Origin of the sequence: Leptospira ellinghausenii, from assembly GCF_003114815.1 — a bacterium.
GTDB classification, from domain to species: Bacteria; Spirochaetota; Leptospiria; order Leptospirales; family Leptospiraceae; genus Leptospira_A; species Leptospira_A ellinghausenii.
Window position 1 is genome coordinate 699,976 of record NZ_BFAZ01000009.1, and the last position, 14,595, is coordinate 714,570.

At 35.4% G+C, this 14,595-nt stretch carries 14 protein-coding genes; 8 read left to right on the plus strand and 6 right to left on the minus strand.

Features of this window, described 5'->3' with window-relative positions:
• Positions 1-14 precede the first annotated feature (14 nt).
• Together DI076_RS11755 and DI076_RS11760 are read left to right on the plus strand one after the other, a co-directional pair.
• Complete coding sequence (locus DI076_RS11755; protein ID WP_108960033.1) at positions 15-1,004, plus strand: alpha/beta fold hydrolase; 990 nt, start codon at positions 15-17, stop codon at positions 1,002-1,004.
• Between the two features lie 72 nt (positions 1,005-1,076).
• Positions 1,077-1,466: an SH3 domain-containing protein gene (locus DI076_RS11760; RefSeq protein ID WP_135358390.1), complete on the plus strand. Its 390-nt coding sequence runs from the start codon at positions 1,077-1,079 to the stop codon at positions 1,464-1,466.
• A 419-nt stretch (positions 1,467-1,885) separates the two neighbouring features.
• Here the strand turns inward: DI076_RS11760 and DI076_RS11765 are convergent, their stop codons facing one another.
• The 4 genes from DI076_RS11765 to DI076_RS11780 all read right to left on the minus strand — a co-directional run bounded on the left by DI076_RS11765 (position 1,886) and on the right by DI076_RS11780 (position 4,958).
• Complete coding sequence (locus DI076_RS11765) at positions 1,886-2,284, minus strand: hypothetical protein (protein WP_108960035.1); 399 nt, start codon at positions 2,282-2,284, stop codon at positions 1,886-1,888.
• Positions 2,281-2,745: an ankyrin repeat domain-containing protein gene (locus DI076_RS11770; RefSeq protein ID WP_108960036.1), complete on the minus strand. Its 465-nt coding sequence runs from the start codon at positions 2,743-2,745 to the stop codon at positions 2,281-2,283. The genes DI076_RS11765 and DI076_RS11770 overlap by 4 nt, the downstream gene beginning before the upstream one ends.
• Positions 2,746-2,870: 125 nt before the next feature.
• Positions 2,871-3,317 (minus strand): HXXEE domain-containing protein, encoded by a 447-nt coding sequence (locus DI076_RS11775; protein WP_282432604.1) that lies wholly within the window; start codon positions 3,315-3,317, stop codon positions 2,871-2,873.
• 459 nt (positions 3,318-3,776) lie between these two features.
• Entirely contained in the window at positions 3,777-4,958 is a 1,182-nt protein-coding gene (locus tag DI076_RS11780; RefSeq protein ID WP_245918400.1) for a lactonase family protein, read from the minus strand.
• A gap of 447 nt (positions 4,959-5,405) precedes the next feature.
• Here DI076_RS11780 and DI076_RS11785 point away from each other — a divergent pair, with 447 nt between their 5' ends.
• The 6 genes from DI076_RS11785 to DI076_RS11810 all read left to right on the plus strand — a co-directional run bounded on the left by DI076_RS11785 (position 5,406) and on the right by DI076_RS11810 (position 12,033).
• Positions 5,406-6,119, plus strand: coding sequence for a DUF4215 domain-containing protein (locus DI076_RS11785; protein WP_108960038.1), 714 nt, complete (start codon positions 5,406-5,408; stop codon positions 6,117-6,119).
• 230 nt (positions 6,120-6,349) lie between these two features.
• Positions 6,350-7,447, plus strand: a complete 1,098-nt coding sequence (locus DI076_RS11790) for an alpha/beta hydrolase (RefSeq protein ID WP_245918401.1) — start codon at positions 6,350-6,352, stop codon at positions 7,445-7,447.
• A gap of 216 nt (positions 7,448-7,663) precedes the next feature.
• Complete coding sequence (locus DI076_RS11795; protein ID WP_108960039.1) at positions 7,664-8,761, plus strand: DUF6242 domain-containing protein; 1,098 nt, start codon at positions 7,664-7,666, stop codon at positions 8,759-8,761.
• Between the two features lie 717 nt (positions 8,762-9,478).
• Entirely contained in the window at positions 9,479-10,954 is a 1,476-nt protein-coding gene (locus tag DI076_RS11800; RefSeq protein WP_108960040.1) for a PAS domain-containing sensor histidine kinase, read from the plus strand.
• A gap of 8 nt (positions 10,955-10,962) precedes the next feature.
• Positions 10,963-11,313, plus strand: coding sequence for a response regulator (locus DI076_RS11805; RefSeq protein WP_167396530.1), 351 nt, complete (start codon positions 10,963-10,965; stop codon positions 11,311-11,313).
• 294 nt (positions 11,314-11,607) lie between these two features.
• Positions 11,608-12,033, plus strand: coding sequence for a DUF3995 domain-containing protein (locus tag DI076_RS11810; protein WP_108960042.1), 426 nt, complete (start codon positions 11,608-11,610; stop codon positions 12,031-12,033).
• 94 nt (positions 12,034-12,127) lie between these two features.
• On the opposite strand, the gene DI076_RS11815 is transcribed toward DI076_RS11810, so the two are convergent.
• Together DI076_RS11815 and DI076_RS11820 are read right to left on the minus strand one after the other, a co-directional pair.
• On the minus strand, positions 12,128-12,688 hold the full coding sequence (locus DI076_RS11815) for a phage tail protein (protein WP_108960043.1): 561 nt from the start codon (positions 12,686-12,688) through the stop codon (positions 12,128-12,130).
• Positions 12,689-12,719: 31 nt separating this feature from the next.
• Positions 12,720-14,105: a hypothetical protein gene (locus DI076_RS11820; RefSeq protein WP_108960044.1), complete on the minus strand. Its 1,386-nt coding sequence runs from the start codon at positions 14,103-14,105 to the stop codon at positions 12,720-12,722.
• Positions 14,106-14,595: the final 490 nt, after the last annotated feature.

The following is a 14,595-nucleotide window of genomic DNA, read 5'->3' on the forward strand; positions in this document are numbered from 1 at the left end:
TACATTAGGATTATATGAAACTCATTAAGTATTTTATTTTGTTTGTTGCACTGGTTATTTTCTCAGTTTTTGCCTTTTATACCAGTTTACGATTGTATCGAGAAACATTTTCGCCTGAAGAAATTGCACCTAAAACTGGAAGATGGATCCAAAGTAATGATGTAAACATATACATCCAGGAGATGGGAGATCCAAAAAATCCAGCAGTTGTTTTGATCCATGGAATGGGTTCATGGAGTGAACTTTGGAGAGAGACAATGATTGCTTTATCACAAAATGGATATTATGCGATAGCAATTGATTTACCTCCTTTTGGTTTTTCTGAGAGACCTAAACCTACAGAATTAAAATCAATCCAACAAGGAAAACGTATAGTTTCAGTTATCGATGCCTTAGGATTACAAAACGTACATTTACTTGGACACTCATTTGGAGGTGGTGCGACTCTACATACCGCACTCCTAATCCCGAAACGGATCCTTTCATTACAATTGGTAGATATCGCCGTTAACCTAGAAGAAAGAAATACAACGCCTTCCGAACCAAATCTGTTAGAAACATTTTGGAATTTTTCTCTCTTACGAAATAGACTCCTGGAAGTAACAGCAACAAACCCTCATTTAACCAAGATATTATTCAGCCAATTTGTACATTCATCCGATTGTATCACCGAAGAAAAGGTAAAGGTAATTCAAATGCCAATGCGAATCAAGGGAACCACTTCTTTTTTAGGGGATTGGTTAGGTGAATTTATTTTCCACTCTGATGATCTCTTAGCCAAAGATACAAAACAATATGGAAAAAATCTAACAATGCCCATTGATTTACTTTGGGGGGATTTGGACACCGTGACACCGATAGCAGATGCTGAAAAAATCAAATCTATACTCAACAACTCTCGTTTGCATATCATCCAAGGAGTTGGTCACATTCCACAATTAGAATCACCAGAGAACTTCAACAAATTGTTATTAAGGAATCTGCAAGAAGTAGAATCTAGATGAAAAATTACTCGGTCATGGAAATCAACGGAAGGAAAGGACGATAACTCGATTTTAATCAGTTTGGTTTTTGGTATGCAGATAAAAAACATTTTTCTCAAACTTATTTTACTCTCTCTTCTAACTACATTAGATCCCTATCACCTTCTCTCTCAAACAAAGGAGAATGAGAGTATCAAAACAATTCCATTGCCAGGTGAAATTTGGTATGTAACAAGCCCTCGCGGATTGAATTTAAGATCAAGTCCTTCAGAAAAATCCCAAGTGGTATCAAAACTTCCGAACAAAAGTAGTGTCAAAATTTTAAATCAAAATCAGGAGTTAGTCCCATCGAAAATCAAATTCTTAGATGCGATCACACCTGAAACTAACAAACCAAGACAAATCCTTCTGGAAGGAACATGGGTGAAAGTAGAAAACAAAGGAAAGGAAGGGTATGCTTTCAGCCCACTGCTTAGCCCTTAACAACCAATTCGAAATGACGAATTTAGAACTGGTTATGATATCACTCCTTATCTTGTTCGGATCTTTACTCTCAAAAAAATTTCCTCTGATAAAAAACGAATCAAAGAAGACCAAACCAACTACTCACAAAATTTCGAATCATACAAATCGGAATTAGGTGTTACTCTGAATGTTGAACAAAGTGAAAATGAGTATGGTTGGGGAAAAGCTATCTTATTTTTACCGAATTGGAAACTCGAAACAGCATTCGTATTTTTTTATTCCATTTTTTCATCACCTGATTTTAAAATTAAAGATCTTAGTTATGTAAAAGAAACATCAGCCGAATATTCTTTGGATGAAATTCCAAATACAATATCATTCCGAAAAAACAAAATGGGTGTTACGATTGAATGGGCTTGGGGTGCAGATTAACGTATTCAATGGCCTCCTCCTCCGTGACCTCCTCCACTGGAACCACCACTACTCCCTCCACCACTGCCCGATGAAGAATGCCCACCTCCTCCAGAAGAAGAATGACCACCACCTCCCGAGCGACTGCCTGACCGAGAAGATGAATTGGAAGAAAAGACAGAATTTTTTTTCGAATCACAACTGGAGTAACATCCCATATATAAGACCGGACAGGTGAGATTCAATTGGTTTGTATTTGTAGGAGAACTTTGCAAAGTAATCAGATAACAAAGTGATTGGTCTGTAACACATTTTTTCCTACAACTATCGATTGAATGATTGGAAAACGTATTAGAACATTGGACAGTCAATAATAAGAAGATTAGAGAAATGAATAGTTTAGGTGTGAAAATGAGGGACTTCATTTCGCACCTTTCTCCTTCAATAACTTAACGATCTCTTCCCTTTCGGAAAGGAGAATTTCCGATAACGCAGTGTGACCTTCATTTGTGACTAAATTTGGATTGGCTCCAGCATCTAGTAATATTTTCACAATTTTCGGATAACGATTATAAGCTGCCATCATTAAGGCAGTATGTCCGTTTCTCGTTTTTGCATCTAAGTCAACTTTCATGGAAACCAAGAGTGATACAATTTCCGTATGACCTTCTTTTGATGCGATCATAAGAGGAGTTAGTCTTTCAAACGTATCTTCAGGAGTGTTTAAGTCGTAACCTTGTACAATTAATTGTCTGACTCTTTCTGTATTTCCAATTGCAACTTGGTAATACAAATTATAAAATCGATCTTCTGACCTAGTTTGTACATTGGCACATTGAATTGTCAGAAGTAGAAAACTGATTACAAGGAAAATGGTTCGCTTCATGTTTTCATTTTCACATGAACGAAACAGTTTCGAAATAGTGGTTCTCCGCAAATGTGGGAAACTACTATGTCTACATTAAATTGATAGTCCTAAAAAGGAAAACCAAGTCATGTTTCATTATTTCTTTAAATCCATTTACTCCATGGAACTGAACCAAAATGATATAAACCTGACCAAATGGTAAACACCATTCCAAAAGATCCGAACACAAAACATAGGATCAATTGTTTCCATTCGATATGATGGTCTCTGAGCGCAAGGTAAGTTAAGTACATGTATATTGGAAAATATAAAAAAATAGCGGTGAAGTAACCAGGCGAATACGCGTTAAACTGAAACTGAGTGTAGATATGAAATACAAAATTCCAAAACTGTTGTCCAGATACCCATAAAAATAACAAGAATGTAGAAATCGAATTCTTCTTTTTGGAAGCAAAAAAAGTAAGGAGGAGTAGTACAATCATAAACATAACATTATTGATATAAAATACACTAACATCCATTTGGCCTTCTAAGATAGTTGTGACCCAATAAGCAAATCCGTTTGATTCTTCGATCACGTGATTTATCAATCCAAAGAACAGAATTTAAATTTTTGGTGATTAGGTTTTGCGTTTAAAATGAACTCCCAAATCTATATTTTAAGCTCATTTCATCATATTATGATAGCAATTCACTAAATCTCTTCTACGTTTTATCAATGAAAGATATTTAGTATCAACCTAAGAATAAGAGGATTGGTTCTGCAAAGAGAAGGTATTCGTTAGTAATTGTATTGATCTTTTCTTATATCTTTAACTGTAAACCTTCCCAGTTAGAAAATACAAATGATGTATATAGTGACGAATTTACAGAAAGACAAATTTTGATATGTTTGCTAAAAGTTAGTGATTGTTTCGGAAATACCCCTATCCAACGACTAGTTCAATTTAAATTTACAAATGGTTCTGAATTGAATGCTACGCAAATTGGATAAATTTATCTATATGGCATTTATGGAAAACATGGAAATTAAAAGTCTATTATAACTATTAATATGATACAATCTCGACGGAAAATGTATTGGTTCCTGCTGAAACAGGAAATCCAACTATCGGAGATAATGCTCCTGTTTCCGAAATCGTATACCCTGATACATTCCCATCTTGAGTATTAGAAGTATACAAATACTTTCCACTTTGGTCTATACTGATCCCAATTGGGCTAAATCCAGAATTAAATGGAGACCCACTAATAGACGTTAATGTTCCATTTACTTGGTCAATTTTGTAAGCAGAAATGGTACCTTGACCAATGCCACTATTTGCAACATATAAAAATCGATTCAGTGGATCTACAATAGCATAAGCAGGTGCTGATCCAGCAGAAACCGCTGTTTGGATCGATAAAGTGCCATTTGTTTGGTTCCTAACAAATGGAAAAACATCTTGTGAAAAGTAATTGGCTCCATACACAAATTGACCATTGGGTGATACTGCAACGGAAATATTATTCTCATTGGTTGAGTAAACTCCTACTGAAGTTAATGTCCCGCTGAGTGGATCCAAATTAAATCCTTGGATTCCGGATACGTTTGCCGCTGCGCCTGTCAGTCCAACGTACAAATGTTTCCCTGTTGCATCAAATGCTAGTCTACCGACTGCTCCAGCGGTTGGATTTGAAGTTGATGTCGCAGGTGATATGATTGATATATTTCCAGAAGAATCAATTGCCATTCTATGAATTTGTTGGGTGGTTTCGGAACTCGCAAACAAGTATTTTTCGGAAGGATCCATCACTAATGAATAGGGAGTAGATGGTAAAACCAAATCAGTCGATTTGCTCGATAATGTGCCATTCTCTGGATTCAAACTCAATGTAGACACCGAAGTATTACCAACATTGGCAACATAAACAATTGTTCCAGATGAATTGGTAATTGTAAATCGAGGACGGTCTGTTAATTGAAAGGGTGATCCATTGACTGCAGAAATTTGGCCAGTATTCGAATCGATGCGAAAGACACTGATGCTGCTTGTTGCAGAGGTAGTCCCAACATTCGATACGAGTAAAAAACGAGGGGTCCTCACTCTTTTTTGGAATACTGTGCCACCACAGAATTGGAACCTTTCACTCGATGTGAGAAGTAGTAGAATCGAATCTTTAAATGATTTTGAACTCGAATCACAGACAGAATTTAGCTCAGTCGGTTTACATTGGAAAAAAATTCCCATACATACAAATATGCAAATTAGAATGTGCAGGCGGTGAATAAATTTCCCTAGTATGAATCCTAGTGAATTTTGTATCCAAATATTTGGTTCTTTCGGTTTCATCAAGAATACAAAGTAGTCAAACTGAACCAAACAAAATAAAGTCAATTAATTGCTGAATCTAGAAAAATTGACACTCCGTCGTTGCCACAGTTAGCGGAAACACTATCCTACCAGGAAGTACATGTATGAAAGGTATCTGTTTGCCAATCCCAAGATGGATTATTTTTGATCCCTGTCCAAATCCCTGTTGGTGCAGATACAGTTAAATTGTAGGCATCCTGAAAACTTTTGTTAAATGAGGATTAAATGTAAAAATTCATTTGACAGATACTAATCCGAGATAAACACCTAACAAACTGTTAATTAAATTTAATATATGGATTCAAGGTAAGATTGGGGAAAAATATGAACATAAAAAAAAGCTTATTTTATAAAATTGGAATTGGTGGTGTCATAATTTCATGTATCATTACGGCATGCTCCATTTCAAAAAAAGAAGGAACGAACAATAACGAAATTTTCGCACTTCTAGCTGCCATATCAGCTACAGCAGGGACTGTCGCACCTACATTAACAGCTACAGGTGGCAATCTCCAAATTGTACTTTCTTGGGATACAATCGCAGGTGCAGAATCGTATAACCTTTATCATTCTACTTCAGAAAGTTTCACATCTCAAACAGGTTCAAAAATTACTGGTGTGACATCACCATATGTGCATACAGGTCAAGTGGATGCAACTTCAAGGTCATATTTCCTTACTGCAGTCCGTGGTGGGCAAGAAGGACCAGCTTCGAGCATCCAAACAGCTACTGCCGGTCTTTGCGGTAACAATATCACTCAGACATATGCATCAGAAGCATGCGATGATGGCAATACGATTGATAACGGAAACGGGTGTTCAACAACCTGCAAACGTGTTGGTTTCTGTGGTGATGGCACAAGACAAAGCATTTTTGAAGCCTGTGACTCGTCAGGTGTTAATGCAGTTGCTTGTGACTCGGATTGTACAGCTCCAGTGTGTGGTGACGGCATTCGCAATGCAGCTGCTGGTGAAGCATGTGACGATGGTAATGTGAACAACGGTGACACTTGCAATAGTACTTGTTCTGGACCTTGACCTTTTTTCTAAAAAAAAATAAAGTCACTGGATCCATGGACACATCTAACTTTTCATATCATTATTCTCTGATTTAACAACTTGGAAATAATTTTTTCCCAACAATTGACGGAAATTCTTTTGTCACATTGAAAAAACGGAATCTGTATTTCAGGAGAATTCCTGATAAAAAAATTACTGAACACCATTTAAATTCGTTCGAATTTAGGATACCAACTGTCGTAGTAAGTATGAAACAAAGGAATCAACTTTTACATCTTCCCAATTGTTTTCGTTTTCAAATTCCATTAACATTGGTTTTGAGCACTCTTGGTTTTACCTTGTCTTGTTCAGCCCTCCCAAATGAAATCACAGGAAAATCGGATGCAGACAATAATATGTTACTCTCCACTCTACTCCTCGTTCAACTTAGCCAAACAAACGTCCCACCGACTGTAAAACAAAATTCAACTTATACTGTTTCCAAATCGACATTTGTGTATGCACAAGCACTAAGCCATTCGAATTGGGGGACAAACACAACCAGTGTTGTCAATTTAGGTTTAGATTTATATCTACCCGAGAACGCGCCAACAAACCGACCTGCTATGGTCCTCATCCATGGTGGAGGGTTCACAACAGGATCGAAAGAAGATACAAACATCGTTGAGATTGCCAATTATTTTGCCAGTCGTGGCTGGGTATGTATTTCTATCAACTATCGATTGGTATCTGCTTACGGAACACTTTCTACTGCCTGGGGAACGTATGTGTTAAACTCATCCCTTACACCCACAGAAAAACAACAAAGTTATGCCATGTATCCAGCTGCTCGTGATGCAAAGGCTGCTGTTCGTTGGCTTTATGCCAATGCTTCAGCTTATGAAATTAACACTAATTATGTGACTGCATTAGGTGGTTCTGCTGGCTCTTTTTTAGCCAATATGTTAGGGATCACCAATGCAAATGATTTTCGAGATGAGACTTTAACTTTAACTGATTCCACTCTTTCAACGACAAACCTTTCAGCAGGTTCTAAAATCCATACCATCATCGACCATTGGGGTGGGATCAATCATATGACATACCTCCAAGCCATTACCGGTCAATCTAGGTTTGATGTTAGCGATCCTCCAGTGAGTATAGTGCATGGCACAGCTGATGCAGATGTTCCCTTTACTCAAGCAGAAGCACTAAGAGATGCATACATATCTTCTGGGGCATCCTATGAGTTTAATCCACTGGTAGGTGCTGGCCATGGGGCTTGGACTGCTACCATCAACGGTAAAACTCTATCTGAAAATGCATTCCAGTTCATTACCACAAAACAAAAGCTAACTGTAAATTAAAGAAACTCTCTGATGAGAAAGTCAGTTGAATTCTAGTAAATTCTAATCTATTTGTTGTAAGATTAAAAAAAGTAACTAATTTTCTTAATTCTTTCGGCATTTTCCTAAATAGGAAAACTAACAATGAAAAATTTTAATTTAATTTAATATTCTATAATTTATTGACAAGACTTTTCCTATGTAAATAAAACAATATTATGGTTTGAGGAAATAAGTTTGAAAATCATACATTCCATTCTATCTTTAGCATTTGTTGTGAGAAAAAGAAGTGAATACACCTTATCACTTCTATTCCTACTCAATTTTTGGCTATTGTTTTCCTGCCAAAACATCCAAATGGAAAATGTATGTGATCCAAATGGAGAAGCTTACATTAGTACGCTTCTCACAAAAATAATTTTTAGAGACAAATCTTCACATTGTGGAACGAATCTATCGTCTCTAAACCCGCGTATTGCTTCTGATGGAAGTTTATGGACTTCGCGAACCATCCCTTCCGGAAATTGGGTATCTGTTGCTCACGGTAATGGAGTGTTTGTTGCAATTGCTGATGGAGTTGGGAACACAATGGCAGCTACTTCTACCGACGGCATCAACTGGACGCAACGAACAATGCCAGTAGGAGCTTGGTGGATTTCTGTCACATTTGGGAATGGATTATTTGTAGCTGTTGCAAGTAGCAATAGTACGATTGCAGCTACATCCACAGATGGCATCACTTGGACACAACGTACGTTACCAGCCCCCACAACTGGTTGGCAATCAGTTACATTTGGGAATGGTGTCTTTGTTGCTATTGACATTTCGAGTACGCGAGCAGCTTCGTCTACAGATGGGATTAACTGGACATTAAGAACTCTTCCTGTAGCTGCTACATGGTGGACAGTAAGTTATGGCAACGGTGTTTTTGTTGCGATTACATTTGGAGATTCTATCGCTGCCACCTCGCCTGATGGAATCAATTGGACACAAAGGACGTTACCAAGTGCATCCAATTGGCAATCGATCTCTTTCGGGAATGGAATATTCGTGATAGTTGCTGATGGCAGTAATACTTCAGCAACTTCCACCGACGGTATAACCTGGACCCAACGTACTCTTCCGCTCAACAGGAATTGGTATTCTGTTACATTTGGAAATAGTGTTTTTGTTGCGATCGCTTATAATTCTTCCATTGCCATCACATCAAATGATGGAATCAACTGGACACAACGTACTCTACCAAACATTGCAAACTGGTATACTGTTGCTTATGGTGATGGCGTCTTTGTTGCTGTCTCGTACGGCTCTTCCTCTGCAGCATCATCCCCTTAAATATTATACAGAACAAAATAAAAGAAAATACCTTAATGATGACAGCAAGTAAATCTTGAACATATAAAAGTGTATTTTTAATTCATATCTAACAAGGTAGATAATTGAGCCATACTACTTGTAGATGAATATATTTTCCAATGCAACTACAGTCCTTTAACATATTAAAAATAAATTTCTCTTCTGAGACAAAATTAACCATTCAGTTAAAAATATTTCGAATGATTGAAGATATATCATGAATTCGATTTTTAAAAAAGAGACCATTCCAATTGGATTTGAGGATTAAGAATAACTTGATTAAGAATTTACATATAGCTGGTTTTAAGACAAAATTTTTTCACAAAAATACTTCATATAACATCAAATTTATATTCTTTAAAACTTACTCCATTTCTTTCTTAAATCTAACAAACTTATATTTAGGCTCTTCCATCTCTGAATTATCTAGATATAAGTATCTAATATCCAATCCTAGAAATCAAAATTAGAACCTTTAAGTCTTTCTCATTCTAAAATTTTTAGTAAATCCATAAAATTAAATTATGTCTCAGAAAAAATTGAAAAGAGTATAAATTTCAAAGCTAACTCAATCTATATGATTTTTCCAAAAACTAACTTCCGTAAAGTTTTTAGTTTACAAATGGACACTTACATCACAATTTTCGTTATACTCATTTATGTTTTACTAATATTTTAAAATAGGAAATCGCTAATATGGAATCAGGTTCTCAAAGTAATCTTTCAACCGACATTACTCAAATAGGGACAGATGCTACTCTTCTATTAGAACTGGTCGGAGAGAATTATCCCAACGGTTCCATAAGTTTGATTGATAAAGATCTTCGTTTTATATACACGAATGGCAGTGGCTTCAAAAAATTCGGAATCGATCCGAAAACATTCATCAACAAGAGTATTTTTGACGTATTACAGCCAGAAGTTTACATTTCAATCAAAAATCACATTTCTCATGTGTTTGCAGGTAACTCAATCGTACATGAAGTCAGGTCACAAAATGCATACTTTCTAAATTCGTATAAACCTATTATTAATGAAAATGGTAAAATAGACACATTCATTTTAACATCTCAGGATATAACTGATTTCAAAAATTTAGAAGCAGAACATGAGAAATTACAAAGTGTCGTAAAGAATAGTATAAATGAAATATATATTTTTGATGCTAATAACTTTAAAATAGAATATATAAATGAATCAGGTTTAAAAAATTTAAAATATAAATTAGAAGAAGCTAAAACAAAAACAATATTTGATATCAAACCGAATTTTGAAGAGAAAACTTTCAAAGCAATGATACAACCAGTGCTTCATAAAAAAATTGATAAATTAATTTTTGAAACATTCAATAAAAGAGCGGACGGAACTTACTATCCAGTTGAAGTTCACCTTCAATTAATAGAACATCAAGGCAAACTAAAAATCTTCACAATTGTCCTAGATATATCTAATGTAAGACAATATGAAATGAGCATTCAAGAAAAAAAGGAAGAATTAGCAGCTACAATTGAAGAACTTAATGCAACTACCGAAGAACTTAAAGAACAAAACGAACAATTAATTAAACTTTTAGATGAAAAAGAGAACTTATTTAAAGAAATACATCATAGAATCAAAAATAATCTTCAGATGATCTTAAGTCTCCTTTATATAAAGTCTCAGCATACCATGGATTCCAACATTCTCAATTTCATACAAGAAACTAAGAATCGAATTTTTTCTATCTCCTTGTTGCACGAACAATTACTTCAATTAAAGAGTATAAATAAATTAGACGTCCAAGAATACTTCCATTCCTTGATAAAGAATATCATGGCTTCCTACGAAGTTCCTGAAAAAGTATACATTTTAGATTTCGATGTCGATAAATTTGAATTGCAAATCGATAAAATAGTAAATCTGGGTTTGATCATAAATGAAATAATATCAAATATATACAAACATGCCTACTCTGATGCAAATGGTGGAAATATCTTAGTGAGAGGATATATAATTGACTCTCGTTGCAAATTTTTAGTCGGAGACGAAGGAAGGGGTGGAGTGAATGTATTAGATACTTCAAATTCCTATGGAACACAGCTTATCAAACTTTTTGCTGAACAATTAGGAGCAAAATTGACAATCGATATTGAAAATGGAACAAAATATACCATTGAATTTGGTGTTTTATGAAGAGAATCATGATTGTTGAAGATAATGCGGTAGTTGCAATGCATCTAAAAATGCTTTTGGAACAAAATGGATATCTGGTGATCGGGAAGTGTACGAGAGGAGAAGATGCAATTCTAATGGCAGAATCGAATTCTCCAGATTTAATTTTTATGGATATAATGCTTGAGGGAGAAGTTAATGGAATTGATGCTACGCATAAAATCCGAAAATTTAGCAACGCACCTATTATTTTTATGAGTGCTTTAACAGACGAAAATTCTTTAAGGCAAATGAATCAATTTTCAAATATTAAGTTAACTAATAAGCCATTTAAGGAACTGGAATTACTATCAATGACAAAACAGATTCTAGGGATGTAAAATCACTATAGAGTTATTTAATATTCTATTTATAATTTCCTCTACTTGAAATAATTAAATTATTTTCATATTCGGGAAATTGAGCTACAAACATCATTAAGGATCAACACTCAAACATAATCTAATTAATATAGATAGACGAGACACTAAAAAGTCTTTTTTTTCAAATTTGACTAATCAACCGTATCATAAAGTCCACCATTGCTATGGTTTTAATTCTGTAATAAAATATTGATTAAATAAATATTAGCGAAAAATGTATATTATTAAGTAGAATCAATTAAACTAGGTATTATGTATATATTGAATATCTCGACTTCAATTCTCGTATTTTTATTAGCTTCTATCCATATTTATTGGGCGTTTGGTGGTTTATGGCCTGGAAAGAATCAACAAGATTTAATTAACAAAGTATTTGGAAGGGGAAACAAGTTTCCATCGCCATTCAGTTGTTTTGTTGTAGCTATAGGATTGGTTTTGTTTTCAAGTTTACCAGTTTTCTGGTTAGTTCGAAACGATTTGGGGATAAGCCCACAGTATGCCAAAATGATTCGTTACAGTATGATTTTTGTAGCCATTGTCTTTCTTTTAAGAGGAATAATCGGTTATCTCCCTTGGGTCACCAAACATTGGGAGCCAATATTTGTACGTTATACGATACGAATGTACAATCCACTTTCACTTTTGATTGGCTTTTCATTTTTACTGATGAGTATTTAAGCTAATGTGCGATTAATTGAAATCAAGTGAGGAAAGAAACACAATCGATTGTAAATATCGATTGTGTTATCATTGTCATAACTAATTTTATGGTTTAATTTTTTCTCATGCAATAAGTCAAAGCTATGTTTTTAGGACGAGTTTCATTTCCATATCGAACTGTTCCATTAACACCATCTGTAGGACTTCCAATGCTAACAGAACCAGAACCAACATATGCGGTTCCTGCACCACTCCAAGAATTCTGTTGCATGACACTTGCCGAGATTCCTGTTACTTGGTGAAAGTGACCTTGGAAACTATCGTTTTGAAAATCTCCAATTGGTCTTGAACCGGCTTCATCTCTACCTGCTGCACCTGTTCCGATATCATCCCTTCCTCTTACAAAAGCTCCTCTTAAGTTTGGAGTGCCGTTCGTTCCATCTGCAGGTGCCCAACCTTCAGGGCAGTTGTTTAGATAAAATGCCACAACCGCACCTTCTGGAGCAGCAATGAGAAAGTTTTGATTGATCCTTGCAGAACTAATCACTTCTCCTGGAGCAAATAAGTTCATCGCTGCCGCAGCTGCCACTAAACTTGTTGTAAAAAATCCTAAAGTAATCCCAACACCTTTATAAAACCCACTTCTTAAATATTCTTTAATATTACCTTTCATTTGTTTTTTCCTCTTAAATTATTTAAACGTTCTAATTAAAAATACACGTAGAATCAAACGTTCCTACATCATACGGACAAAGTATTCCAAACCCTTTGACTAAGATATTGTATGTAGATGTAAAACCACCTAAACTTACTGATATTGTCCCTGTTTTGTCTGTTGGAGGATATGATGCCGTGAACTTTCCAAATTCCGAAAAGGGATCACCGAACGCTCCAATGATTGGTTCCGAAGTGAATGTAGGATGTACAAATATGAAATTATTAAATGCATCATACCCTGCTGCATCTAACGCAGTTGTCGTTCCAGCATTCACTTGGAATGGATTCGGTAACTCAGCTGAGTTATATAATACAATCATCCTCACCATAACACCTGGATATACATTAATCGGCATGGAAAGATTTAGATTTCCATAACTTGCTTGGATGTATGATCCACCAATCACTTGGGCAGTGTAACGAGCACTTAACCAATTCGGTCGTGATGTAACCCCCTTTCCACCTGCAAAGGTCATTGTTTCCGCTGGCACAGGGTAATACGTAGTAGATGAATTTCCTTTCACTTGAATGGTCAAGTCTCTTGAAAAACCAGCAGTCATCCTGGTGATTGTATTTTGAAACCGAATCGGTGTTACACTATCTCTTACATCACCACTTATGGTATCAAAGGAAGTTGGTGCAGTTGTTGGCCGAGTAACTCTTGCGTTTAACGAATCATATACTTCAATATAGTATTCTAAACCAGCTGCAAAAATATCTGATGCAGGAATTTTAGCCTGGTAAAATTGACCTGTCCCATCATTTTCATCAGGCAACATAACAATACTTTTGAAAATAGAACCACTCCCTTGGGTTCTATAATAAAATCTTGCAGTCACAATTGCAGATGCATCCCAATCAAGAATACTCGTTCTTACAACCGCTGGTAATCCCTCGATCAATCGACCAGGGAAAAAAGTAGCACCTCCGATTGTTGGAGGATTGTTAGTTAATACTAAGTTTTGGGCTGTCAGAATATAATTTGAGAAGTGGTAAATAGAAGTTGAGACACAATGGTTCACTAAGTCAACATCACCACCATAACTTATATATCGTTTCGTTGCAGGATCATAGTGTTGGATCTGTAACGTTTTCTCACTTTTACCTTGCAAAAATTCAGGTCGACCATCATAACATATTTTCATTTGTGCTGGTTTATTGAATTGCAAATTCTCAGGCCCAAACTTGTAGGCAACTTGGAGGGGTACAATCGAATCAGTTGCTGGTGGCAGACCTGTCTCCGAATATGTAATCACTGTTTCTTCGTCTAACGCACCTAATGGTATCGTTAAACTCATGGTTGGAGCTTGGATTACAGCGCCAGTTTCAGGTGTAACAACAACTGAACTAGATGCAAAAAAAGAACCAAACATAAACATTTTGTTAAAATTGGAAATCTTGTTTTCGCTGCTACACATTATCAAATTGCAACAACTAACAACAAAGATCACAATCAATACTTTGCGCATGTTTTTTACCTTTTAGTTTTTTCAAATATAAAAATCAATAATAGGAATTGATTGATTCCTACTTTGACAATGTTGCCAAATCTGAGTAATCCAAAAGTAACAGTCAACTAATTTTTCGCATAACATAGAATTTTTTATACCAACTATTGTTCGTTAATGCAAAATTCATTTTCATAGAACATATATTCTTATACTTATCCCCAATTTAATGCATGAATTATCTATAATATTTGTTATATTATTGTTTATAGACAGGATAATTGACACTTGATTGCAAATATTGAACCGAATTCAAAATGAATTCTTCCTATTTGAGATCCATAATATCTCTTACAAACAAAAGTTTTATGTAACATTTGCTTAGAAAATTTCTAATTTGGCCTTTCCAAAGTCC